This is a genomic window from Pseudarthrobacter xylosi (genome assembly GCF_055412765.1).
In genome coordinates, this window is the sequence record NZ_JBVAYT010000009.1 from 12,740 (window position 1) to 36,746 (window position 24,007).

The 24,007-nt window shown below is 60.9% G+C and carries 18 protein-coding genes and 1 pseudogene; 13 read left to right on the forward strand and 6 right to left on the reverse strand.

The window, feature by feature from the left end:
* Nucleotides 1–274 precede the first annotated feature (274 nt).
* Both ACZY1F_RS17225 and ACZY1F_RS17230 read left to right on the forward strand, forming a co-directional pair.
* Nucleotides 275–2,620 carry a CehA/McbA family metallohydrolase gene (locus tag ACZY1F_RS17225; RefSeq protein ID WP_463943327.1) on the forward strand — a complete coding sequence of 782 codons (2,346 nt, stop codon included), beginning with the start codon at nt 275–277 and terminating at the stop codon, nt 2,618–2,620.
* Nucleotides 2,617–3,060: a hypothetical protein gene (locus ACZY1F_RS17230; RefSeq protein ID WP_463943329.1), complete on the forward strand. Its 444-nt coding sequence runs from the start codon at nt 2,617–2,619 to the stop codon at nt 3,058–3,060. The genes ACZY1F_RS17225 and ACZY1F_RS17230 overlap by 4 nt, the downstream gene beginning before the upstream one ends.
* A 58-nt stretch (nt 3,061–3,118) precedes the next feature.
* Here the strand turns inward: ACZY1F_RS17230 and ACZY1F_RS17235 are convergent, their stop codons facing one another.
* Nucleotides 3,119–3,292: a hypothetical protein gene (locus ACZY1F_RS17235; protein WP_463943649.1), complete on the reverse strand. Its 174-nt coding sequence runs from the start codon at nt 3,290–3,292 to the stop codon at nt 3,119–3,121.
* Here ACZY1F_RS17235 and ACZY1F_RS17240 point away from each other — a divergent pair.
* From ACZY1F_RS17240 to ACZY1F_RS17270, 7 genes are all read left to right on the forward strand, one after another.
* Complete coding sequence (locus tag ACZY1F_RS17240) at nt 3,291–3,443, forward strand: hypothetical protein (RefSeq protein ID WP_463943629.1); 153 nt, start codon at nt 3,291–3,293, stop codon at nt 3,441–3,443. The two genes, ACZY1F_RS17235 and ACZY1F_RS17240, sit on opposite strands and share 2 nt — an antisense overlap.
* Before the next feature lie 854 nt (nt 3,444–4,297).
* Nucleotides 4,298–5,959 (forward strand): purine-cytosine permease family protein, encoded by a 1,662-nt coding sequence (locus ACZY1F_RS17245; protein ID WP_463943331.1) that lies wholly within the window; start codon nt 4,298–4,300, stop codon nt 5,957–5,959.
* The gene (locus ACZY1F_RS17250) at nt 5,956–8,103 is read left to right on the forward strand and encodes a hydantoinase/oxoprolinase family protein (protein WP_463943333.1); all 2,148 of its coding nucleotides are present in this window, start codon (nt 5,956–5,958) and stop codon (nt 8,101–8,103) included. The genes ACZY1F_RS17245 and ACZY1F_RS17250 overlap by 4 nt, the downstream gene beginning before the upstream one ends.
* Nucleotides 8,103–9,881, forward strand: coding sequence for a hydantoinase B/oxoprolinase family protein (locus ACZY1F_RS17255; RefSeq protein WP_463943335.1), 1,779 nt, complete (start codon nt 8,103–8,105; stop codon nt 9,879–9,881). Before ACZY1F_RS17250 ends, ACZY1F_RS17255 begins: the two co-directional genes overlap by 1 nt.
* Nucleotides 9,882–10,117: 236 nt before the next feature.
* The gene (locus tag ACZY1F_RS17260) at nt 10,118–10,549 is read left to right on the forward strand and encodes an acyl-CoA thioesterase (protein ID WP_463943631.1); all 432 of its coding nucleotides are present in this window, start codon (nt 10,118–10,120) and stop codon (nt 10,547–10,549) included.
* A gap of 172 nt (nt 10,550–10,721) precedes the next feature.
* Nucleotides 10,722–11,921 (forward strand): NAD(P)-dependent malic enzyme, encoded by a 1,200-nt coding sequence (locus tag ACZY1F_RS17265; RefSeq protein WP_463943337.1) that lies wholly within the window; start codon nt 10,722–10,724, stop codon nt 11,919–11,921.
* 783 nt (nt 11,922–12,704) lie between these two features.
* The gene (locus ACZY1F_RS17270; protein ID WP_463943632.1) at nt 12,705–14,552 is read left to right on the forward strand and encodes a helix-turn-helix domain-containing protein; all 1,848 of its coding nucleotides are present in this window, start codon (nt 12,705–12,707) and stop codon (nt 14,550–14,552) included.
* Between the two features lie 246 nt (nt 14,553–14,798).
* On the opposite strand, the gene iolB is transcribed toward ACZY1F_RS17270, so the two are convergent.
* Nucleotides 14,799–15,662, reverse strand: a complete 864-nt coding sequence (iolB, locus tag ACZY1F_RS17275; RefSeq protein ID WP_463943339.1) for a 5-deoxy-glucuronate isomerase — start codon at nt 15,660–15,662, stop codon at nt 14,799–14,801.
* Between the two features lie 677 nt (nt 15,663–16,339).
* Here iolB and ACZY1F_RS17280 point away from each other — a divergent pair.
* A complete protein-coding gene (locus ACZY1F_RS17280) occupies nt 16,340–16,867 on the forward strand; it encodes a DNA-binding protein (RefSeq protein ID WP_463943341.1) in 528 nt (175 codons plus the stop codon).
* Between the two features lie 117 nt (nt 16,868–16,984).
* Here ACZY1F_RS17280 and ACZY1F_RS17285 read toward each other — a convergent pair.
* The 4 genes and pseudogenes from ACZY1F_RS17285 to ACZY1F_RS17300 all read right to left on the reverse strand — a co-directional run.
* Nucleotides 16,985–17,164 (reverse strand): annotated as a pseudogene (locus ACZY1F_RS17285) (helix-turn-helix domain-containing protein); the annotation flags it as partial.
* A 240-nt stretch (nt 17,165–17,404) separates the two neighbouring features.
* Nucleotides 17,405–17,917, reverse strand: a complete 513-nt coding sequence (locus ACZY1F_RS17290) for a gluconokinase (RefSeq protein WP_463943343.1) — start codon at nt 17,915–17,917, stop codon at nt 17,405–17,407.
* Nucleotides 17,917–18,228 (reverse strand): putative quinol monooxygenase, encoded by a 312-nt coding sequence (locus ACZY1F_RS17295; protein ID WP_463943344.1) that lies wholly within the window; start codon nt 18,226–18,228, stop codon nt 17,917–17,919. The genes ACZY1F_RS17290 and ACZY1F_RS17295 overlap by 1 nt, the downstream gene beginning before the upstream one ends.
* Nucleotides 18,229–18,240: 12 nt before the next feature.
* Nucleotides 18,241–19,275: a LacI family DNA-binding transcriptional regulator gene (locus ACZY1F_RS17300; RefSeq protein ID WP_463943346.1), complete on the reverse strand. Its 1,035-nt coding sequence runs from the start codon at nt 19,273–19,275 to the stop codon at nt 18,241–18,243.
* 248 nt (nt 19,276–19,523) lie between these two features.
* On the opposite strand from ACZY1F_RS17300, the gene ACZY1F_RS17305 reads away from it, so the two are divergent.
* From ACZY1F_RS17305 to ACZY1F_RS17315, 3 genes are all read left to right on the forward strand, one after another.
* On the forward strand, nt 19,524–20,876 hold the full coding sequence (locus tag ACZY1F_RS17305; protein ID WP_463943348.1) for an NAD(P)H-dependent oxidoreductase: 1,353 nt from the start codon (nt 19,524–19,526) through the stop codon (nt 20,874–20,876).
* 93 nt (nt 20,877–20,969) lie between these two features.
* Nucleotides 20,970–22,004, forward strand: a complete 1,035-nt coding sequence (locus ACZY1F_RS17310) for a DctP family TRAP transporter solute-binding subunit (RefSeq protein WP_463943350.1) — start codon at nt 20,970–20,972, stop codon at nt 22,002–22,004.
* Between the two features lie 79 nt (nt 22,005–22,083).
* Nucleotides 22,084–24,003 carry a TRAP transporter large permease gene (locus tag ACZY1F_RS17315; protein WP_463943352.1) on the forward strand — a complete coding sequence of 640 codons (1,920 nt, stop codon included), beginning with the start codon at nt 22,084–22,086 and terminating at the stop codon, nt 24,001–24,003.
* Nucleotides 24,004–24,007: the final 4 nt, after the last annotated feature.

The window sequence follows — 24,007 nt, forward strand, 5'->3', positions numbered from 1 at the left end:
ACCACAAAGGCCGAGGCCGAGACGAGGTCTCGACTTCCTGCTCCAATGTTTGGCCCCTCCAGTTGATGTGAGTCCCCGCTTAGACCCGCGGCGGAGTGCTTCTTGGAGGGGTCAAGCAATACACCAACGCAAGCAACGAGGGGATGCAGGGCCACAAGCACTACAACACACCTTCTTAGCTGGCTGGGCCATAACAGCACCTTAAGGCCCATCTACACCACTTTCGCCATCGTTCTCGACAGCAGAACCAATCCGTCTGTTCCGGGAGGATCCCTTGTCCACCGATTCCACCATTTCTGCTCAGCCTGTCCTCGCATCGGCAGTTCGAGCCGTCCAGCAGCTGAGGGATTTGGGCGATCCGCTGCCGGCTGATGTGGTCGCTCAACTGATGAAGCTTGAGGCCAGCCAATTGGCCGACGCCGAGCGGTGCAGGGAGCTCAAAGTGTTGCTGAAGCCTTTCGTGTTGGTGAACGCTGAGATCGACGAGTACGGCATGTGCGCGTGCACACCCGGCGCTTCGCCGGCGAAGTTGGTGCAACACGGCTGGCGTAGCTTCGTGATGCGCGTGGTAAACCCGCACCGCGTCCAAGCGTCGCTGGTTGCCGATTCGGGCGCCTGGTGGATGCCCGCCTCGACCAAAGGAGTGTTTGGCTTAGTCGATCAGGTGAGTCATGCGGCGCGGACCACATTACCGGACGCGCTAACCAGTGTTCCGCGAATCAGGGACACCTGGTTGGAGGCGAAAGTCGCTACACCGACTGAACTCTCCGGCTTGGAGGTCGAGTACAAGGTCGTTAGCGCGTACTCCCGGGACAGCGGTGCGCGGACGGGGCAGTTGCAGTTCTACGCCGCCGTCGACGAGGCGCCGGAGAGCCTGACGCGTTCCGCGGGTTTTCTTGCCCAGCGCCGGACGTTGTTCGAAGCCAGGACGTTGGCTGCGAACTTCGAGTTTGACTGTGTGAAGGCCAACGAGATCCGGTTCGACATCCGGGAGCCCGACGGCAGCAGCTGCGTCGCAGCGATGACGGTTCGGGACTCGCAAGGCCGGTCGTACCCATCAAAGGCGATGCGGCTCGCCCCGGACATGTTCTTCCAGGAGCACGTGTACCGGGCAACCGGTGAGGTCATCCGGCTCCCGATTGGGCGCTACGAGATCTCGGCTCTGCGCGGGCCCGAGTACCGAAAGGTCAAGGTCGACGTGGAAATCTGGCCGGGAACCGAGGAGGTCTCCATCACACTTGACCGCTGGGTCGATCCGGCCAGCCGGGGCTACTACTCGGGCGATCCGCACCTCCACGCCGGGGGCTGCTCACACTACAACGTGCCAACGGAGGGCTTCACGCCGGAGACAATGATCCGGCACGTTCGCGGCGAGGGTCTTTGGCTCGGCAGCGTGCTGACCTGGGGCCCTTGCTATTACCACCAGAAACAGTTCTTCAGCGGCGAGACGATCAGCCCGCAGGCGTTGCTGGAGTATCCAGACATGCAAGAGGCCCAGGGCATGACCTGGACGCCGCAGCGAACCGACCGCGACGGTGAGAGCATGCTCCGGTACGACGTGGAGGTGTCCGGGTTTCCTTCCAGCCATTCCGGCCACGTCATCCTGCTCGGGCTTACCGACCAGGACTACCCGGGAACGCAGTGGATCGAAGACTGGCCTTCGTGGAACCTGCCAATCACGCGATGGGGCCATTCGCAGGATGCGCTTGTGGGTTATGCACATTGCGGCTACGGGCTTTGGGCCGGCACCGACGAGCTGCCGAACTACATCATCCCAACCTTTGGATCCGTTGGTTCCAACGAGATCATCGTCGATGTTCCCCTCGGTGCCGCTGATTTCCAATGTGGTGCGGAGATCGCCCCTGCCGCCGAGCTGAATGTCTGGTACCACCTGCTCAACGTCGGATACCGCACCATGATGCTCGGGGAGACCGACTACCCATGCATCTACGACGAAGGCCCCGGCGTCGGACGCACTTACGTCAAACTTCCCGCGCCTCCGCAGGGTGAGCGGGCGCTGGAGGCCTGGATTGCCAGGCTGAAGGAAGGCGCATCGTACTTTGGTGACGGGCGCAGTCATGTGTTCGACCTAGCCGTCGACGGCGACAAAAGCCGCGAGCTCGCAGCCCAGGAGCCCGGTCCCTTCAGCGTGACAGCCACCATCACGGCTTGGCTTCCCGAGCGCCCGCCGGAGCCACAACCAGGCTGGCCGACCTACAGCGCGCCGGTTGGCTGGCATCTGGAGAGGGCCCGGATCGGTACGACCCGGAACGTTTTGCTCGAACTGGTGGTCAATGGAGTCGCGGTGGCCTCGCGGGAGATCGTTGCCGACGCCGGGGAATACGAAGTTGCGTTCGATATCGCGCTGGAGCGCTCATCCTGGGTCGTACTGCGGATCCTCCCAAGCGTGCACACCCAGCCCATCTTCGTCGAGATCGAGGGCAAGCCCATCCGCTCGTCCCGCCTCAGCGCACAGTGGCTGCATGACTCCGTCGACGCGCTGTGGAAGGCGAAGTCCGGGTTTATCCGGGAAAATGAGCGCGGCGCCGCCCGCGAGGCGTATGACGCTGCCCAGGCAGCCTGCATGAGCAGACGCGACGAGTGCGAGGGCGACGAATGATGGGTCATCACGCCCCAGCTGGCTGCTGCGGGCCGATTGAGACCACGGCACCGATCGCTGTCACAATCAATCCGGAAGCCAGGGTCAGCGTTATACGCACCAGCGCGCCGCTCGGCGTGATAAACCCGGGTGACTGGCACACCATCGACGTCACGGTGGTGAACGAAGGATTTGTGACCGGTCCGCTGACCATCGAAGCCGAGCCGCCGGACGGTCTTCATCTCGATCTGCCAGTCCACGAACTCACCGGTGAACGTCGGCAGGACGCGGTGTTCCGGATCCGCTTCACCACCGCCGTTACCGTGGACGTCACTTTGACATTCCGGGCTCTAACGGCGCTCGGTGGACTTGCCAAACACAGCACCATCCACCTCCTGCTCCGCGCCGATGGCCCGCGCACCGAAAGCTGTGACCCGGTACCGGAGTTCTCTCAAGGCTGAGCTCGAGACGAGGCTGCAGTGGACCGCCAGGATCATGATCGAGCGCGCGGACCGAGCTTTACGAGGAGGAGCTCTTGAGTGAGTGCGTGTACTTCGGGTCCAGCTGGACCCTAGCGGCGGTGCTCGCGGGCCTCGTGGCATACCACGTAGTGGAAGCAGTCATGAGTAGGCGGCTGAGCAACCGGATCAGCTCCTTGCTCCACGCGATGATGTCAGCCTCGATGGCAGCCATGGCGCTCCGGCTTGGCTGGCCTGTGTTACCACAGCTGATCCTATTCTTCCTGGCCACTCACTGGTTCGTTGTCCAAGCCGTCCTAAGGCCGAAGTTCCTGACATGCGCGGGAGAAATCGGCTCGAGTGCATCTATAAGGCCGCCACGATGACAGCCGGGGGACTGATGATCCTGCCGTTAGGTCCCACTCCTGCGTCCATGGTTCACTCCGTCGTCCCCGGGCACCCGCATTCCGCCCTCGCTATTACTGAAATAGTGATCTCGAACGGCACCTATGGGATTGGAGTCGGATTATTCGCCAGCAACGGCGGCCTTTTCACTGGCCGCAGTCCGCGCCGCCATCCTCTCATGCCATAGAAGAACTAAGTATGCCCCCTCAGCGCATCGCCGGATATTGGGGTCCGCCGTGGAGGCTGCCTCCGCCGCCGCGATGGCAGTAATGCTCGCTGCGATGAGCTGAGCAGCCTGATACCAGCCCATGCCGTAAGCGACACGTTCTTCCAGGGTGATTAGGCGGGCCGAGGGCTTCCTGTTGGACTAGTTCCCTTCTTTGTCCTACGTCCCGGAAAAGGCGGGGTTCGTGGCGCATCGCACGCCCAGGCTGTCGGCCGACTGCTGCCGGTAACTCTGCCAGGCACGCTGCTACACCACCACGACCGACGCCGAAGACGGCCGCTCACACAGATTTAGATGATTCCCCGGTACGCCTCACGCGGCATCTTTCCCCAAGGGACGGAAAGAACTGATCCAAATACGCGTACACGGAGCGTCCGTACAGCGGCCGCGCTCGCTTCGGTCGGTTACATTTCTCGTAACTCCGTAGTTTTCTTCAAATAATTGAAATTTCTCCGTTAGATGTAGTGGCTTGTTCATCGACCGGCCATCTTTAGATGAAGCACATCTGGTGACGAGAGCATGATCACATTCTTGTCGTCGAGTCCCTGCCCCTTACATCAGGTTGGTCATCCGCTTTGATCACCGCTCTACCAAGTTGGAGGAGAAGTTATGAGCGATCTTGATTCGCTCGGAGCAGCTTCGGCTGCACCAACATCACAACGCCGGAAAGTCAGTTTTTTACCCTCAAAGGAGGACAGGGCCGAAGCTGGGGATGATTACGCTCTCAATAAGCTCCCGTACCACTGGAAGCGCACCCCCACCAGTTTGGTCTTCGCCCTCAGTGGCATTGTCTGGTCGGTGTTCTCCTTCTCGTTGGGCGGCCAGGCTGCGCTGACCTATGGCCTGCCTTCGACGCTGATAGCCCTGGGAATAGCGGCCGTTTTTGGTTTCGTCGCTTGCCGGGTGGTAGCGCGAGTGACAGCAAACGCCGGGATGAGTTTGGATCTCGTCACCAGAGGCAGTGGCTACGGCTTCGTTGGCTCCTCTGCAACCTCACTAATTTATGCCGTCACTTACCTCATGTATTCAGGTTTCGAGGCAGCACTGATGGCAGACGCGGTACACACCCAGTGGCCGGAGCTGAACCTGCCCATGCTGTACGTCCTTGCCAGCATCATCATTGTTCCTTTGAACTGGTATGGGTTCACTTCTAACGACTTCCTTCAGCGGGTAACAACGCCGCTTTTCATCCTCGGACTTGGTTACCTCGTGTTCAAGGTGCTCAACCTGCCCGTGCACCCGATCGCCGCTGACCTGCCCGGCGTATCGTTTAATTCCGTGGCCGGAGCCCTGGGCGCAGCACTACCACTGGTAGCCATTCTTTCGCTCAACGCCGCGGACTGGTCCCGGTTCATCCGCAAGAAGGACGCAAAAAAGGCCGGCTGGCTGTCCTCACTTGTAGTCATTGGGGGAGTGATAGTTGTGGAAGCGCCGCTAGGGGCAATCATGGCTTTGCATACCGGCGAGGGAAACCCCAGTACTTATGCCGCTCAGCTACTTGGCCCGATCGGGGTTGCGTGGATTATCGTCACCCAGCTCCGCATTCAAAATAATAACTTCTACAGTGGCACGCTAGCCTTGGCAAACTTCTCATCGCGCATTCTCAAATTCGTTCCTGGCCGGCAATTCTGGATCCTTTTCATGGCCGCCACGACCATCGTGGCAACGCTGGCCGGTATCTTGTCTAATCTCCTCGAAGTACTGACCTTCCTCGGTATCTTCATCGTCGCCTGGTTTGGCACCATTGCCGTGGACATGCTCATCCTGCGGCCCACCGGGCTTTCAAAGCCACGCTACATTGAACACCGACGCGGCTACCTGAAGGCTTGGGGCTGGCCCGCTGTAGGCAGCCTCCTCCTGGCCTCCTTTGCAGGCATCGTAGTGCACCTGTTGCAATTGCCCTCCAAAGAGAATTCGGCTTTCTTCTCCCTCGTCGCGGCACTCATCATCGGGTTCTTCGGTCCGCTTATTGTCATAGGGGTCTTCAAAAAGGGCGCCAACCTCATTGTTCGTGCGGCCGAGCCTGGCTGGATCGACGATGATATGGACGATGCTGCACTGGAGGCGCCGGAGAACATGATCACCTGTGGTGCTACAGGCAAGAAGTTCATGAAACAGGACATGGTGACTTGTCCTGTCACTCCCGGAGGCGTTATCAACTCCGTCAGCTGTGCATCCCACCGCACATGCCAGGACGCTTGTAAGAAGCCCGGGACAACCTGGTTGGCGCAACCAACCGTTCGTTCAACTACTCAGGAGAGCAATCCGTGACCGTCACAGCTGAGCCAGAAGTAATTTCAAATACAGGTACGTTCCACATCTCCGTGGACACAGGGGGCACGTTCACTGATGTGGTTCTGGTGGATGACAGCGGAGAGCCTCGTCTGGGCAAAGCGCTTACTACTCCCCACAGGGCCTTCGAAGGCATCAGTGAAGGACTGAAGTCTCTCGCCGCAGAGTACGACCTGGACTTGTCCCAACTGCTGGCGCGTACCAATACCTTCATCTACGGAACGACCCGGTCCACTAACGCCGTCGTCGAAAAAACCACTGCTCGCACCGCTTTTTTTACGACTGAGGGGTTCCCCGACATTCTCCTTCTTAAGGAAGGCGGCAAACCCCATCCATTCAAGCACCTCGCCTATCCTGCACCACTGATTCCGCGTCGCCTGACGTGGGAGGTCAGCGAACGCATCGATGCTGACGGATCCATTTACATTCCGCTCGATGAAGAATCCGTTCGGACCGCTGTTACCGCTGCTGTCGACGAAGGCTGTGAAGCAATAGCCGTTTGCCTGCTATGGTCAACCGCGAATCCGATGCACGAGCTGGCCGTTGCATCCATCATTGAAGAATGCGCACCGGGGCTGCCATATACCCTGTCACATAAGCTCAACCCCATCGTCCGTGAATATCGCCGGGCATCATCAGCCGCCATCGATGCGAGCCTCAAACCACTGATGCAGGAGCACCTCGCTGCATTGGCCGAGGACCTGGAGGCCAGCGGTTTCAAGGGCCATTTGATGATCGCCACTTCGTACGGTGGCACCTGGCCAGTCAAAGAAATGATCGACCGCCCGATCTACTCCATTGGCTCAGGGCCTTCCCTCGCCCCAGTTGCGGCAAGGGCCTACGGGCGTGCCGAAGAAAATCTGAGCGGACGGGACCTTCTTGTGTGTGACACAGGGGGCACTACCTTTGACGTCGGCGTCGTCATAGGGGGTGACATCTCGTACACCAATGAAACATGGCTGGGTGGACGCTGGATCGGTGACATTACCGGGACCAGGTCCGTGGACGTAACCAGCATTGGATCCGGTGGAGGAAGCCTTATCTGGATTGATCCAGGCGGGCTCCTTCGCGTCGGACCACACAGCGCCGGCTCCGTGCCCGGTCCGGCATGCTACGGGCGGGGCGGTGAACGCCCCACGATTACAGATGCCTGCCTGATTCTCGGCTATCTGGATCCCGACTACTTCCTCGGTGGGAAAATGCCGCTCTCAGTCGAAAAGGCACGGACGGCTATCGACGAGCATCTAGCCAAACCATTGGGGATGACCGTCGAGAAGGCTGCGTGGTCCGCTCTCGTGGTGGCATGCGCCGATATCGTGGGCGCTATCCGAGAGACAACGATCGCGCGGGGAATCGACCCCCGCGAAGTCCTCATGGTGGCAGGAGGCGGAGCATCCGGTCTGAATATCGGTCGCATCGCATCAGAGCTGGGCTGCAGTGAAGTTCTGCTTCCCCGCACAGCCGGTGCCCTTAGCGCCAGTGGCGGTGTGCACTCAGACATCGTTTCCGAGTTCCCCGTCAGTGGCTTCGCTGATACCGGTGCCTTTGATTTCGATCAGGTACGCGAATGGATTAGCGAAAGTAAACGGCGAGGACAGGTGTTCCTGGACTCGCTCGGGGATGTCCCAACCATTGAGCGTTCCCTGGCCGTCTCGGTTGAGGCGCGCTACCGGCTACAGGCCTGGGAACTCGATGTCCCACTGACCAACTCCGATTTCGCAACAGAAGACGACCTGCGTGCACTCGAAGAAGCCTTCCACGCTGTTCATAAGAAAGTCTTTGCTGTGACGGAACCAGGACAGCACCTGGAGTGCCTGGTTTGGAAAACCCGCGCCATCGCGACCATGGCCAAGCCAGCAATTGATGCCGGAATTCGGCCAGCAGGCACCCTGCATGCCGAACGAGTAGGTGAAGCCTACTTTGACGACCTCCTGCATGAAACACCGTATTACAACGGGCCAACGCTCCCGGTGGGGGCCGAGATCCGAGGGCCCGCCGTTGTTCGTGAACCCACGACCACGATCGTCGTGTACCCCGAACACACCTTGAAAGTCACCGACAAGGGCAACTATCTACTTACACAGAACGCCGCACTGCCAGGCGACGAAGAAAGGACCCAATGATGTCCAAAGTTGACCCCGTGCTGTTGTCAGTGCTTGCCAACCGTTTTGACACCATTGTCCGAGAGATGGAAAACACTCTCCTACGATCAGGACGTTCTGCTATTCTCGCGCTGGCCCGTGATTTCTCATGTTCCATCGTGACAGCGGACAACAGGCTCCTGGCCTCCGCAGAGGGACTTCCGGTGCATGTAATCGGGACCGAGTTCATCACCGAGGCGATGCAAACCCTTCATCCGGACCTAAAACAGGGTGATGCCTTCCTTCACAACGACCCCTACATGGGCAATACTCACGCGGCAGACCACACCATCCTGGTACCTGTATTCGTTGGCGGCCGCCACCTCTTTACTGCCGCTGCAAAAGCGCATCAAGCTGACACAGGCAATTCGCGCCCGTCAACCTACATGCCCTTCGCCCGCGACGTGTACGAAGAAGGAAGCCTCATCTTCAGTGCTGTCAAGATTCAAAGCGACTTCGAGGACGTAAACGACGTTATCCGCATGTGCCGGAGCCGTATCCGCGTTCCGGACCAATGGTATGGGGACTACCTTGCCATGGTCGGCGCAGCTCGAATCGGTGAACGACGAATCGAAGAGCTCTGCGCCAAATACGGAACTGAAACCGTGCAGCAGTTTGTGGAAGAGTACTTCGACTACTCCGAACGCCGCATGGAACACGTCATCGCCCAACTGCCGGCTGGAACATACACCGGGGAAGGGGCACACGACCCCTTCGAAGCTGTTCCCGACGGCATCCCGATCCGCGTGTCCATCACCATCGACCCTGTCAAAAAGACCGTCGATTTGGACCTGCGGGACAACATCGACTGCGTCGACGCAGGCGTCAACGAATCCCGTACATGCTCGATCAACAACGTCATGACCGGCTTCTTCAACAGCGTTGACCCTGACATTCCGCATAACGCAGGATCATTCCGCCGAATAAACGTTCATCTTCGCGAGAATTGCGTCGTGGGAATCCCCAGATTTCCCCACTCCACCTCAGTGGCCACAACCAACGTCGGAGAACGCCTGGTTGTTACTACCCAGCGAACCATGGCCGACGCACTGGAAGGTTATGGCCAGGCGGAAGGCGCCTGCGGAATTGGGCCCGGCTTAGGTGTCATATCCGGCCGCAACCCAGAGCGGGCAGACGAACCTTATATCAACCAGATTTTCCTTGGTTCACAGGGTGGACCAGCCGGCCCGACCCTGGACGGATGGCTCACGTACGGAACCTCCGTAACCAATGGCCTGATGTTCCGTGACAGCGTTGAAATCGATGAGCAAAAGTTCCCCATGCGGGTGCATGAGGTTCGACTGCGACAGGACTCCGAAGGCGCTGGTAGGCGCCGTGGCGCTCCTGGGTCACGTGTAGTTTTCGGGCCCCGGATTGCAACTATGGAGACACTCTACGTCTCGGACGGCTATCACAACCCGCCACGCGGAACCCGCGGCGGGATGTCGGGAGCGCCTTCCCTGGCTTTTCGCTCCGACGAACCAGGAGGAGAGGAAGTACAGGTCGATTCGATAGGATCCGTGGAACTGCACCCCAACCAGGTGCTCATCCACGAACTCAGCGGAGGCGGAGGCTACGGCTCACCTCTGGAACGCGAAACCGAACGTGTCCTCGACGACGTCCTTGAAGGATGGATCAGCGCCGAGAGGGCGTACGAGGTGTACGGCGTCGTGCTGGTGCCTGGAGTAAACGAGAAATACTCCGTCGATCTAACCGCTACGGAAGAAAGGCGCGCCGGGGTCGTCGTAGCTACGAGTTGACCGCGGTTCGCCAATCCAATTAGGAGCTGGAGCTGTAAGGAACACCGCTCAGTCTCTGCAGGAAGAGACGGCGGAACCATCTGTTCTGGAAGTGCGTAAGGGGTGGCCGTCCCGTGAGTGGCTCACGGCCACCCCTTACAGGGCGTCATAGCGGTCGCGCCGGTTCTTCCTTCCCTGCGCTGGTCGCATCTGGAAAGACAATCAACTGCGGTCCGCCACAGAAGTAAGGTCTCATCATCGAAGCCTCAGACATCACATTCCGTAATCGAAAGTGGGTGCGGCCAGAAGACTTGAACGCGAACGGCACCCTGTTCGGAGGGAGCCTCCTCAAGTGGATTGATGAGGAAGCAGCAATCTATGCCATCCTCCAACTCGGCAATGGCCGTGCGGTCACGAAGTACATTTCGGAAATCAACTTTGTCAGCTCTGCCCTGCAAGGGGACCTAATCGAGATGGGCTTGACTGCTACCGCGTTCGGCCGAACTTCACTGACGATGCGAGCGGAAGTGCGAAATATGATCACCCGGCGATGCATCCTCACTATCGAGGAGATCGTATTCGTTAATCTAAACAGCGAGGGCAAGCCCGAGCCACACGGCTATAACGAAATCACCTACGCCAGGGACCGGATTCCCACGCATCGTCTCACAGAAACGCAGCGGGACTAGGAGAACAAACGCAAGCCCCTTGGTGCGGTTTCCATCGGGCCATCTCGCCGTTACATCCCAGCCTTTGCTACGGAACCGCTACCCCTGGTTCCTGTCGCCCCATTACTGAGGTCCGTCCGGGCCCAGGATTCCCTATGCCGTGCGCTCACGGCTAGCCCCAGGAGACAACGACGTGTCCATTGACGTAATCGCACCGATCGATAATTCAGCAGCCACCGCCCTGACCGAAGCCGAGATCTTCGATGCCCACCAGGGCGGCAAGCTCTCGGTGACCAGCACGGTCCCGCTGTCCAATAAGCGCGATCTGTCCATCGCCTACACCCCCGGTGTAGCCGAGGTCAGCCGCGCCATCCACAACAACCCTGAACTTGCCAAGACCCTCACCTGGGCGCAGCGCTTGGTGGTTGTGGTCAGCGACGGTACCGCGGTGCTGGGTCTGGGCAACATCGGCGCCGCCGCCTCACTGCCCGTGATGGAAGGCAAGTCCGCCCTGTTCAAGACCTTCGGCGAGCTGGATTCCATTCCCCTGGTCCTGAACACCACGGACGTTGATGAGATCGTGGAAACCCTGGTCCGTCTTCGCCCCACCTTCGGCGCCGTCAACCTCGAGGACATCTCGGCCCCCCGTTGCTTCGAGCTGGAAGAGAAGCTGATCGAGGCACTGGACTGCCCGGTCATGCACGATGACCAGCACGGCACGGCCGTGGTGGCCCTCGCCGCCCTGACGAACGCCGCCAAGGTCACCGGCCGCGAACTCGCAGGCCTCCGCGTGGTGGTTTCCGGCGCCGGAGCCGCAGGCATCGCCGTCGCCGAAATCCTGCTCGCCGCCGGCATCACGGATGTGGTCCTGCTCGACTCCAAGGGCGTCATCAACCGGGAGCGGGCCGACATCGCCGCGGACCCGCAGAGCAAGAAGTCCCAGATGGCGCAGCGCAGCAACCCCCGCAGTGTCACGGGCGGTCCCGGCGAGGCGCTGCTCGGTGCTGACGTGTTCATCGGGGTTTCCTCCTCGAAGCTGGACGAGGCACACCTGAAGCTGATGAACGCCGACTCGATCGTGTTCGCCCTCTCCAACCCGGACCCAGAAGTTTTGCCCGAGGTGGCCGCCAAGTACGCCGCCGTGGTGGCCACCGGCCGCAGCGACTTCCCCAACCAGATCAACAACGTCCTGGCCTTCCCCGGAATCTTCCGCGGCGCGCTGGACGCCGGCGCCCGCCGGATCACGCCCGCCATGAAGCTGGCCGCGGCACGGGCCATCGCCGAACTGGCGGAAGCTGACCTCTCGGTGGACTACATCGTGCCCAGCCCGCTGGATCCGCGCGTTGCCCCGGCCGTGACGGCCGCCGTCGCCGCCGCCGTGGAAACGGCGTAGAGGACCTCCTTACTCATAGGTGCCAGCCCTTCGCGAGACCGGCGTATCGTTCGGCCAGCTCGGCGTCCAATGCTGGCGCCGGGATTTTGTTCCATATTTCCTGCTATATCCGGTTCGCAGGGACCTCTGCCGGTGCCGATGGTAGGGCGTGGGCCACGAGCAGCAGTTGCGTGGCCCCAGGCGTTGATCTGCACTTAGCGGCGCAGGTCGTGGTTCGCCTTGCATGTCGTGGATCTCTCTTGTGACGTTGAGCAGTTGCCACAGCACGAATGCTTGGGTGGGGTTCCTGATCCCGTTGGGACGGTCATCAGCAGCAGGGAAGCTACACGGGCGGCCGGACGGCGTCTCGGCGTGGACGAAAAGCTCCGTTCCGGCTTCAATGGCCTAGCCTCGGGAAGCAGGTGACTAATTAGCTGCGTCCCAATGCGAGGAGCTGCGGGATATCGAGTCCATTCGGGGACGTGTCCTGACCACAGCCGCTGACCCTGCAAGCCAGTGATAACGGCCGCATCATTGACGACTTCGGCGAATCCGTACCCGGTGGTGCCCAACCGGTACTTTGAGGGGACGCAAAGGGAGGTGCCATCGCCGACCTGGCGGAGCACCCATTTCAAGTGCTTGTTTCAACACGGCTCGCTGCCAGTGGTTCGACGGTGGACCGGAGCTTGGTCTGCATGCTGAATTTGCGTACTGGGCTGTCGGGCGCTCTGCCACTACAAGGCGCCGCGCTGTAAGTTTGCACTAGCTTAAGGTCATCAGAGTCGAAATACTGAGAATGTGAAAGTGCGATCAGATCGTACCGCTGAGCAACTTCAGGGGTGGTTGCGGGCACTTGCCCGTGTTGGTTCAGCGGTCAACCGGGGCATTTCACTGGATGAGCTACTGAACATGGTCGCCAAAACCGCTTGCGACTTGATGGACTACGACTTCAGCTCGGTGACGCTCCCGGATGAACGCTCAGACGTTCTGGTGATAGAGGGCTCGTATGGTCTGTCGGACGATTACATCCGGGACGTCAACGCGACGCACCCGGTCCGTCTGCACGGCGCATCCCCGCCACCACCCTCAAGTCAGGCGTTTAACTTGGGCATCCCCGTTCAAATTGAAGACACAGGGACGAATCCGTCCTATGGACCCTGGGCTGGTGTGGGAAAGAATCAGGGCGTTTCTTCGATGATTGCCGTCCCGTTGAACTCAGCCAGCGAGACACTAGGGACGCTCAACTGTTACACGCGTTTCTCTCATCATTTCACTAAGGACGAAGAGTCGCTCTTAACAGTTTTGGCGGATCAAGCCGCCATCGCTATCACTACGGCTCGCCTGCGGGCCGAGCAGACCACTGCCATTGCCAGCCTGAATTCCCTGAACGAGACCCTCGAGGAACAGTACGAACTGCAGCGCCAAGTTGCCCAGGTCCACGACCGCCTCACTTCACTGGCGCTTGACGGCGGCGGAATAGACGAGGTCGGAGCCGCGCTTGCGGAGCTCCTCGAACGAACCGTCATCGTTCGCCATGGGAACGTCACTTTGATCTGCGGTTCGGCGTTCAGCACGGCCGACCTAGTCGAAGTGCTGGCGGAAGAAGCCAGCCGTCAGAACCGTAGTGTTTCACATCGTGAGGTTCGAAACCGGGGCCTCTCCGATATTGTGTTCTCCTCGGCCGCCGGGAAGTCTGTTACTGCTGTCCAAGCTCCTGTCGTGATCAAGGAAGAAGTTGTGGCTTGGATTTGGACGACCGGCAGCGTGGCTGAGTTGGCCCCCGTGAATCTCAGAGCAATGGAGCATGCGGCTACAGTCATGGCGCTGGAACTACTCAGCGCTCGAACCTCCATCGAAGCTGCTTGGCGACATTCAGGAGAAATCCTTTCTGGGCTCCTGAGCGGCCTCGGCAGGGAGTCATCCTCACTCGCCGCAGAAGCAGTAAATCTAGGACATGACTTGTCACAGCCCCATGCCGTAATCGTGACCCGGGACGATTCGATGCACGACAATGCGCTCCAGTATGGGCTCTTTGACGCCCTTGAGCAGTTGACTGGGGAGCCTCACCCTCAGCCCCTCGTTGGGATGCACCTAGACTACATCGTAGTGCTATGGCCCGTGGGTAAGGCTCCCTTGGAGTCCGCACGCCATGTATCTGACGAGATCCGTCGAACTCTTGCTCGAGGTGTAGCCGATCCGAACGCAACGTTTTCGGTCATCGCAGGCCCGGTAACGGATCCAGGTGGGTATCCCGAAGCCTTCTCGATCGCGCGAGGTGCCGCCGAGCTCGCCCGCCTCAGAGGAATGGCCGGACGAACCCTTTTACTAGCAGATTTGGGGATAGCCGGGCTACTCCTTCAAGTGCCGGATTCTTCTAAACTTCGCTCCTACTGTGAGGAAGTTTTGGGACCCCTGCGTCAGCACGACACATCCCAGGGCACGAGGCTTATCCAAACCCTTTCAGCGCTGGTGCGGAACAACCTCGACGCCCGAGCGACCGCTGATCAATTGCTCGTACACCGAGATACCATCGTCCAGCGGCGCCGGCTCATTGAAGAACTGCTTGGTCTTGAACTCACCAACGTAGCGGCTTTGACACAAGTTGCCACAGCGCTTGAGCTCGAGGACATTATCGCGGCAAGGCGGAAGTAGCAGGACTCGTGCCACCCACATTTCCTTCGAGGGCCTTGGCCTTCTGGCACTTGGCCGCGTCAGCTATGGGCCGTATATTCGCACGGATTGATCTGGCCCCTAGCTAGTCAAGGCTGGTTACCGAATCGACGTCGAGGCAGCCACTGAACCCCGCGCGTCGGACGTCGCCCACCAGGCCCACCCGCAATGACCTTCGGAGACACTGACACTGAGAGACCCGTTGGTCATTCCCTCAAGCCGTCATGTTCAATTCGTGTAGATCAGAGTTCGTGGGTCAGGTTTTAGTCCTTCCCAGCGACTGCGTACCCAGGCGTCTTCGGGGTGGTCGCTGACCCGCCAGTCTCGGCCCGTGGGTCCTGCCATGACGTTGAGGTAGTAAAGGTCCGTCTCCGGAGGCGCGGTTACGGGTCCGTGCCACCCATGCGGTATCAACACCGTGTCGCCGGAGCGGACTTCTTCTGTGATATCGATATGTCCAGCTTCCGATGATGACACCCGGATAAGGCCGTATCCGGGGCCGGAGGGCGTCGGTGCCGCCTCGAAGTAATAAGTCTCCTCAAGAACGGACTCAGTTTCCGATGCAGTGTCGTGTTTATGACGCGGGACGCCTGACCAGTTTCCCCCAGGGTTTATGACCTCGACAGCGATGAGACGATCCGCGGAGAGGACCGAGGCGTTCCCGAAGTCCTGAACGCGACGCGTCCACTGGCCAGCACCGCGCACGAACACTGGGACGTCTTCGGCAGCGATGAATTGGACGGGGTGGCGGGTGCTCGCCTTTGCAGAAGGGAGAGCGAAACGCCCGCCCAGAGCACTCGTGATTGTGAATTGCGTATCGCGCGGGAGATAAAGCACATCCGTCGGTCCTGCGAAAACCCCGGGCCGCCCGCGGAGTTCGTGCGTCCCCCCGTCAACTGAAACTGTGAAAGCTCCTTCAAGGGGAAGCACGATGCTTTCGTACTCTCCGGTGCCGAGGCTCAGCGCCTCTCCCGGGGGAATTTGCGCCACCCGTAGCGCCGAATAATCCCAGCCCGCGCGTTCTGCCGAGATATTGATATCCCAGGTATCGTCCGCTGTCGAACCAGCGGGAAGAAAATGAGTGGTCGTCACGAGGCGCTCCGTGAGGTGTTGGCAATGGCTTCAGAAACCGCCGACGCCATAGCGTCTACGGCAAAGCGGCACACGTGGACGAACTCATCCGGCGGCGCGGCCACAAGTCTTGTGTTGGGAGGCATTCGTGTAGGGCTCCATTCGTCTTGAACGTGGTGCTGCGGCAGTCAGACTGTTGGGCCTCGCGGCGTACACGTACGACGACAGTCCACACCGCTGTCAATTTATCAGCAGCACCCAGCAGTTGGCTTTTAAGTCATCTCATGCGATGGCTTGAACCACGCGCCGAAAGTAAGGCGCAGCCCCTTTTGCGAGCTCGTCACGGGGCATCGTTCGGCGCGAACGTGTAACGCGCAGCCTCTTTGGCCGGCACTCCCCGCCTATTTACAACTGGGAGCAGGACGTGCTTATGCGGGACGAGTTGGTTTGCCCCGGAGTAGCGCTTTTGCGCCATGGGGCCCTCAGCGACGAAGTCCGCTGAAAATTCCTGGAGGACATCGGCGCCTGGGCCGGGTGTAGACCGGGCTGCGTCGACCCTGTCCCGGTTGCCCCGAGTGTCTTCCATTAATCTCATTGAATGGTCATTGTGGTACTTGTAAACTTTTGCTACTCCTACTGCTAATGAGGTTCTTACCGTGGCATCGAGCGTAAAAGACCGAGTGTTTAGGGCTGCGGAGATGATCAGCTTTGAGTGCACTCCTACCGTTTCAATGGTGCAGGCTGCAGCGGCTGTAAGTAGGGCAGAGGCTGACCGGTACCTGAAGGAATGGGGGGAGGAGCAAGAAACCGCCGGAGGACAGGAGGCTGCGACCCCTGCGGTGCTGCTGTTAGAGGCTGCGCGCCTCCCCGGCGTTTCCGGCCTGCAAGATTCCGCACTGGCCGACGAACGACAGGCCCCCGCCGGCACTGTATGGCGACAGGAGAACAGGGACCTTGCCGAAAATATTTCTGTGCTTGTGGCTGGTCTGAACAAAATAAACGCGGAGAATGAAACAGCGGTCGCAGTATTGGCTGCCCAAATCAACCGACTGGAAAGCCAGAATGCGGCGGCCAAAAAGCAGCTCGAGCAGGCACGAACTGCAGAACAAAACGCCCTAAAGGAAGCAGCGGAGATCGGCACAGAGTTGGCCGCCACGGCAGCACGCGCAGAAACCCTTCAGAGGGCATACGATGCACTGCTTGATCGTATCGGTAGGAAAAGCTAACACCGGAACGGGTCGGTGGAACTACTCAACCCGACGTTAGACCGCCGATAAGGGACCTTCCGTCAAGCTGTGGCCACGTCGGCTATGGCACAACGACGGCCCCGGTAGGGGAGGGGCTCACTCCAGCTTGGCGTGCCGCAGGTACTGGTAAACCGTTTTCCTGCTGGTCCCGTAGTCGCGGGCAAGGAGGGCTTTCGGAACTCCGTTGCCGGCGCGTTGGACCAGTTCGGCCGCCCGGTCCGGGGTGAGGGTCTTTTTCCTTCCTTTGTAAGCGCCGCGCTGCTTGGCCAGGGCGATGACCGGCGTCCCGTTCACTGGCCGTACCGGCTTGCCGCCTGGGCGGGCGGGGGGCTTGTGTGTTGTACAGTAGCTGGTCCGTTCAACCGCCGTGAAAGAGACTCAGCGCCCGGGCTACCCGCGCCTCTTGAAATGGCGCTTTGACGGGCCACCCGTCTAGTGAAAACGCCGATGACCAGCCTTTGGCCATGCTCATTCCTGGCGCTGTGTCCGGCCGCTTCTTACCAAACGCCGGGAGCGTTAGCTGCGAACGGGTCGAAGGCTGTGGAGTTGGGAGATGATGGCATCCGCGGTCTCCTGGATTCCTTCGTTCGTTGACACTGTCAGTCCTGCTTCGTCGGCTTCAAGGGGTTGGAGTGTTTCCAGTTGGGAGTTGAGGAGGGAAGGGGGCATGAAGTGTCCGGGACGCTGTGCCACGCGGTTTTGCAGAAGGGGAAGTGCGACGTTGAGTTGGACGAACGCTGCCGAGGGTGCTTTGGCCCTGATCGCGTCCCGGTAGGCGCGTTTCAGCGCCGAGCAGGCCACCACGATTCCATCGGTGTGGTCTGAGGCCAGTTCGGAGCCGACGAGTTCGAGCCAGGGCCAGCGGTCCTCGTCTGTGAGCGGGGTCCCTGCTGCCATTTTCGCGACGTTGGCTGGTGGGTGCAGTGAGTCGGAGTCGACGAAGGTCGCGCCCAGGCGTTGTGCAAGCGCGGCTCCCACGGTTGATTTTCCTGCCCCGCACACGCCCATGACGACGAGGACGGGTTTCATCAGAGTGCTCCCTGCTGCGTTGTTCCGGCGGGGATCGGTGAGAGTCGGGTGACCTCGACGGGTCCCTGCAGGAGGCCTTCGAGTGAGGCGTTGAGGCGTTTGACGGGCTCTCCTGCGCCGTGGGCGTCGAGGAGTTCGGCGGTTTCCCACTTTTCGATCATGATGATCTGGCCGTTGGGTGCCTCATGGATGGCGTAGAGCTCGCATCCGGGCTCCTCGTGCACTTCGGCGATGGCGGGGGAGAGGGCGGAGGAAACCTGGTTGAACGCCCCGTCCTTTGGCGTGAATACGGCGGTAACAATAACGGTCATGATGGTTGTCCTTTATCGGGTAGGGGAGAGCAGCAGTGGTGAGCAGCTGCTGCGTGGGACGAAGTCGGCGGTGATTTCGATCGTGCGGGGGCCGGCGGGGAGTTTGCCCTGCATCCGTCCCAGCACCAGTTCCAGGGAGTGCACTGCGAGCATGTCGATGGGCTGGCGTATCACGCTCAGGGGTGGGCTTGTCAGTTCCGTCCAGGGGTTGTCGTCAAAGACGATGACCGAGAGTTCGTCTGGAATGCTTGTGCCCATCTGCACGAGGCGTCGAACTGAGCTCTGGACCTGCGCGGTGTTGGCCACGATGAGGCCCGTGGGGCGGTCGGGGAGGGCGAGAAGGGATCCGACGGCGTCACCTCCGCCGTCGCCGCGGAAGGGTACGTCGCGGATCAGTTGGGGGTCCACGCTTATCGAGTAGTTTTCGTGGGCGCTCTGGTAGCCCTGGATCCTTGACCGGCCCGTCGAGGTGCTGACGGGGCCGGAAATGAGGCCGATCCGCTTGTGTCCGAGGCCAAGCAGGTGTTCGGTGGCTCGCCGGGCCGAGTCAACATTTTCAATGCTTACGACGTCGACGCCTGAGAGTTCCGGGATGGTGCGGTCAACGAAGACCACGTTCACGCCCAAGGACTGCAGGCGTGCCCACTTTTCAACGTTCGCCCCGGTGGGCGTGGCGATGACTCCTCCCACGGAGCGGTCCAGAAGGGTGTCGAGGGAGTCCGCCTCGAGGTGCGGGTCCTCCTGAGTGGTCATGACCACCACCTGCACGCCGTGGCCGCGGGCTTCCCAGACGATGCGGTCCGCGAGCTGTGCGAAGAAGGGGTTGGTCAGGTCGGCGACCACCAGCCCGACCGTGGGGGCGTGGCCAACGCTCAGTTCGCGGGCGGCGGCCCGGGGCCGGTAGCCAAGTTCGTCGATCACCCTCAAAACCATCTCGCGTTTGGCCGGCGCTACCGGACCTGACTCGGGGTTCAGGACGCGGGACACGACAGAGACTGAAACTCCCGCTGTCGCCGCGACGTCGCGGATAGTGGGTGCTTTCTTCACTGCTCCTCCTCCTTGTGGTCCTGTGCTGGTGGTTGGTCGCCTCAAGCTAATCATCGGCCCTTGGGGCCGTGGCCCGGAAACCGAAGACTGCGTTTCGATGTGACTGTTGACACAGCCTAACACCAACTGGTACAAATGTGGAACCGGTTCCACTCCGGTCATAAGTTTCCAGTTTGCGACGACGAAGTTGCTCCACCCCTTCGGGGGAGGGTCCTTCTCGATCCGGAACGTCAATCAGAGAGATCCCCATGAACCTCCATAAACTTCTTAGCGACCGCGAGCAGGAAGGCCGCCCCGTTCGCGTCGGACTCATCGGAGCCGGCCGCTACGGCACCATGTACCTGGCCCAGGCAAACAACATTCCCGGGATCCATGTGGTTGCGATCGCTGACATCAACGTCAAACGCGCTGAAGGGGCATTCGACCTCGTCGGCTGGCCCAAGGACCAGATCGCGCCGGACGTTGCCTCGGCCCTGAGGGACCGCACCACGGCCATTATTGCCAACGCCGACGAGCTCTTTGACGTCGACATTGACGTCATCGTCGAAGCGACGGGCAACCCGATCGTCGGGGTGAAGCACGCACTGCGCGCCATTGAGACGAAGAAGCACATCATCATGGTCACGGTCGAGGCAGACGCCCTGGCCGGACCTGCCCTTGCCAAGCGCGCGGAAGCCGCCGGCGTCGTCTACTCGATGGCGTACGGTGACCAGCCGGCCCTGATCATGGAGCTTGTCGACTGGGCCCGGACCAGCGGCTTCGATGTTGTCTGTGCCGGCAAGGGCGCAAAATTCCTTGAGCACTATCACGAGATGAACCCGGACAACGTCTGGGAGAACTGGGAGTTCTCCAAAGAACTGACCGACTCCGGGCAGCTGAACCCCTACATGCACACCTCCTTCCGTGACGGCACCAAGGCCTCCATTGAGATGGCCGCCGTTGCCAACGGCGCCGGACTGGTGCCTTCTGACACGGGGCTGACGTTCACGCCGGGCGACGTCGAGCAGATCGCCACCATCTGCCGTCCTGCAGAGGTCGGGGGAGTCCTCGCCAACGGGGGCAGCGTCGAGGTCATGTCCAGCGTCGAGCGCGACGGCACCTGGATCCCTCATAACACGCAGGAAGGCGTGTTCGTGGTCGTCAAGGCCACGAACGACTACGTCTCGGGCTGCTTCACCGAGTACCCGTGGCACCCGGACCCCACTGGCAAGTACGCGGCGCTGTACCGCCCATACCACTACGTGGGCCTGGAGCTGAACGTGTCCATCGCCAACGCGGCCCTCCGCGGGATCGCGACGGGTTCGCCCATCGGGTTCTTCGGCGATGTTGTGGCCACGGCGAAGAAGGACCTCAAAGCCGGTGAGTTCCTCGACGGCGAAGGCGGGTACACCGTCTGGGGCCAGCTGGTTTCGGCCAAGCACTCCGTCGCTACCGGCGCCCTCCCGGTGGCTTTGGCCCACCACGTGGAACTGCGCAACGACATCGCCAAGGGCGGGATCGTCGGATGGGACGACGTCATCATGGACGATTCCCTGGCCCAGGCACTGGAGCTCCGCCGGGAAACCGAGGCGCTCGTCTCCCAGCCCGCGGTTACCGTCTGATCCACCCCCGCACCACACCGGGCCCGGCCATGAACAGCAGCTGATCTCGTTCACGCCTCCGGACAAACTCCTTCCAACGAAGAAAGGCATCACATGAACACCACGACCCGCGCCCTTACCGGAGTGCTGGCCTGCACCCTCGCAGCCACAGTCCTCGCCGGATGCGCCTCATCGGCCGCCCCCGGCGGGACCGGTGCTCCGCCAGCCAAGATCCAGCTCTCCATCCCTGACCCGCTCACGTCCTCGGTCGGCGTTTCGGCCCAGCACTTCGCCGACCAGGTCAAAAAAACCTCCAACGGATCCGTCACCGTCACCGTTGTTCCCAACGGAACGAGCTTCAGCGGAGACCAGAACGCGGCGGTGACCCGCCTGCAGGGCGGTTCGCTGGACGCCCTCATCCTCTCGACGTCCGTTTACGCCGCCGTCGTGCCGGAAATGAACGCCATCAGCATCCCTTACCTCTTCAAGGACACCACCGAGGAGGCCGCCTTCCTCACGGGCGAGCCCGGCAAAGCACTGAAAGACAAACTGGCCGAGAAGGACACCGTAGCCCTCAGCTTCCTCACCCGGACCGGCCGCGAGATCACGAACTCCGTCCGCCCGATCGAGCAGCCCGCGGACCTGAAAGGCTTGAAGATCCGGGTCCCGGGCAACCCGCTGTGGACTGACTACTTCAGCAAGCTCGGCGCCAGCCCCACCACCATGGCCTTCTCCGAGGTCTTCACCGGCCTGCAGACCGGAACGATCGACGGGCAGGAAAACCCCATCGAAGTACCATGGACCAACAAGTTCTCCGAAGTCCAGAAGTACGTCTCGCTGACCAACCACATCAACGACGCCTGGGTCATGGCCCTGTCCTCCAAAAAGTGGGACACACTCACCGAGGACCAGAAGAAGGCCCTCACCGAAGCCTCCGAAGAGACCGCCACCTTCAAGACCGGATACGACGCTGAGCAGTCCAAGAAGCAGCTCGACGAGCTGAAAGCCAAGGGCATGAAGGCCAACGAGGTCAGCGCCTCGGGCCTCAAGGAATTCAAGGCCGCCTCTGAGAGCCTCTATCCGACGTTCTCCACCCTGATCGGCAAAGAGTTCTTCGATAAGGCCATCGCCTTCACCGCCAGCAAGTAGCCCTAAAGGCCCGGGGAGCCAAGCTCCCCGGGCCAGTCCAAAACATCCCCGCTCTCAATGTCGACAGTCTGGAAACCACATGAAACACATCATCACCCCCGAGGAGATTGAGGAGGTCATCCCCTCAGACGCCGAAGAGATCCTGCACCATGGCCACGTCCCCCCGCGCTGGAGCGGTGCTGTCTGGTTCGACAAAGCCCTCGAATGGATCGTGGGCGCGGCGATCATCGCCGAGCTCCTCGTCATCCTGCTCAACATCATGGTCCGGGTCATTACCGGTGACTCGGTCCTCTGGACCCAGGAAGCATCCGAAATCGCGCTGCTGACCATCGCCTTCATCGGCGGTGCGATCGCCTACCCCAAGGGCGCGCACATGTCCGTCCAGGCCCTCATCATGCGGCTCCCTGTGACCTGGAAGCCCTACCTGGCCGCCCTCGTCGACTGCCTCGTCCTGGTCATGAGCGCCGGTACCTTCGCGCTCTTTGTCCCCACCCTGGTCCAGCAAATCGAGGAAAAGACACCGATCCTGCAGCTGCCCGTTTTCTGGGTCTCGCTGCCCTTCTCGATCGGCATGCTCCTGATCGCCTGGTTCGCCACCCTCAAACTGTGGCGCCAGGAACGCCGTCCCGTACTCACCGCGCTGGGCATGACCGCAGTCCTGTTCGTGATCGTCCTCCTGGCCCAGCCGCTCTTCTACTACGCCTCCCCGAACGTTCTCCTGGCAGTGGTCCTCGCAATCCTGTTCATCCTGCTGTTCCTGGGCCTGCCCATCGCCTTCGTTCTCGCCCTGGCCTCCGGGATCTACCTTTTCCTCGGCGGAATTTCAGACGTCAGCGCCATCCCGATCGGCATGGCCTCCGGCGCCAAAGGCTTCGTCCTTTTGGCCATCCCGTTCTTCATCCTCGCCGGAACGGTCATGAACTCCGCAGGCCTGACCCTTCCCCTCGCCAGGCTCGTCGATGCACTCATCGGACACCTCCGCGGCGGACTCCTGCAGGTCGTTGTGGTCACGATGTACATCTTCTCGGGCATCTCCGGCTCAAAAGTCGCAGACGTCGCGGCGGTCGGCACCACCATGCGCGGCATGCTCGAAGAACGTAAATACCCCCGCGGAGAAGTCGTCGCCGTCCTCTCTGCCTCCGCCATCATGGGCGAAACAATCCCCCCGAGCATCGTGCTGCTCATCCTCGGCTCCATCACCACCATTTCCACCACCACCCTGTTCCTCGCCGGTTTCGTTCCGGCCGCGTTCCTGGCCCTCGTGGTCATGGCACTCGTCTTCCTCCGCGCACGCAAACAGGGCGGCATCGCCAGCCCCAAGGCCACCTGGAAGGCCCGCGGAACAGCAACCTTCTTTGCCATCCCCACACTGCTGCTCCCCGTCGGCATGGTCGTTGGCATCCTCAGCGGATTCGCCACCCCCACCGAAGTATCATCGGTCGCCGTCGCGTACGCCTTCATCCTCGCCGCCGCCTACCGGCGCGGAAGCAAGCGCCTGCTCGGTGACACTTTGCGGGAAACGACGACGACGGCGGGCATGGTGCTGTTCATCATCGCCGCAGCCTCCCCGCTGGCCCAGACCCTTGCCCTTGCCGGAGTCTCCCAGCAGATCCACGACCTGATGTCAGGACTCGGCGATTCGCCGCTGCTCTTTATGCTGTTCACCGTCGTGCTGCTGATCATCATGGGCCAGCTGCTCGAAGGCCTCCCTGCCGTTCTGATCTTCGCGCCGCTGCTCCTCCCGATTGCCATCGACTTCGGCGTCAACCCCGTGCAGTACGCCATGGTCCTCATCATCTCCATGGGCATCGGCTCGTTTGCACCGCCGGCTGGCGTCGGCTTCTACGTCGCCTGCGCCACCGCACACGAAACCGTGGAAAGAAGTCTCAAACACTTCTGGCCATACCTGATCGCCGTGTTCCTCGGGCTGCTCGTCCTCGCCGCCGTCCCATGGTTCAGTACCTTCCTGCCCGCCCTCGCCGGACTCATCCCCTTCTAAACCC

Bases quoted from the DNA above. Each gene is read 5' to 3' on its own strand.
- ACZY1F_RS17305 (WP_463943348.1), top strand. From the start codon at position 19,524: ATGAACCTCCATAAACTTCTTAGCGACCGCGAGCAGGAAGGCCGCCCC.
- ACZY1F_RS17235 (WP_463943649.1), bottom strand. From the start codon at position 3,292: ATGGCTGCCATCGAGGCTGACATCATCGCGTGGAGCAAGGAGCTGATC.
- ACZY1F_RS17280 (WP_463943341.1), top strand. From the start codon at position 16,340: ATGATCAGCTTTGAGTGCACTCCTACCGTTTCAATGGTGCAGGCTGCA.
- ACZY1F_RS17315 (WP_463943352.1), top strand. From the start codon at position 22,084: ATGAAACACATCATCACCCCCGAGGAGATTGAGGAGGTCATCCCCTCA.
- ACZY1F_RS17310 (WP_463943350.1), top strand. From the start codon at position 20,970: ATGAACACCACGACCCGCGCCCTTACCGGAGTGCTGGCCTGCACCCTC.
- ACZY1F_RS17290 (WP_463943343.1), bottom strand. From the start codon at position 17,917: ATGAAACCCGTCCTCGTCGTCATGGGCGTGTGCGGGGCAGGAAAATCA.
- ACZY1F_RS17240 (WP_463943629.1), top strand. From the start codon at position 3,291: ATGGCGCTCCGGCTTGGCTGGCCTGTGTTACCACAGCTGATCCTATTC.
- ACZY1F_RS17255 (WP_463943335.1), top strand. From the start codon at position 8,103: ATGTCCAAAGTTGACCCCGTGCTGTTGTCAGTGCTTGCCAACCGTTTT.
- ACZY1F_RS17295 (WP_463943344.1), bottom strand. From the start codon at position 18,228: ATGACCGTTATTGTTACCGCCGTATTCACGCCAAAGGACGGGGCGTTC.
- ACZY1F_RS17230 (WP_463943329.1), top strand. From the start codon at position 2,617: ATGATGGGTCATCACGCCCCAGCTGGCTGCTGCGGGCCGATTGAGACC.
- ACZY1F_RS17245 (WP_463943331.1), top strand. From the start codon at position 4,298: ATGAGCGATCTTGATTCGCTCGGAGCAGCTTCGGCTGCACCAACATCA.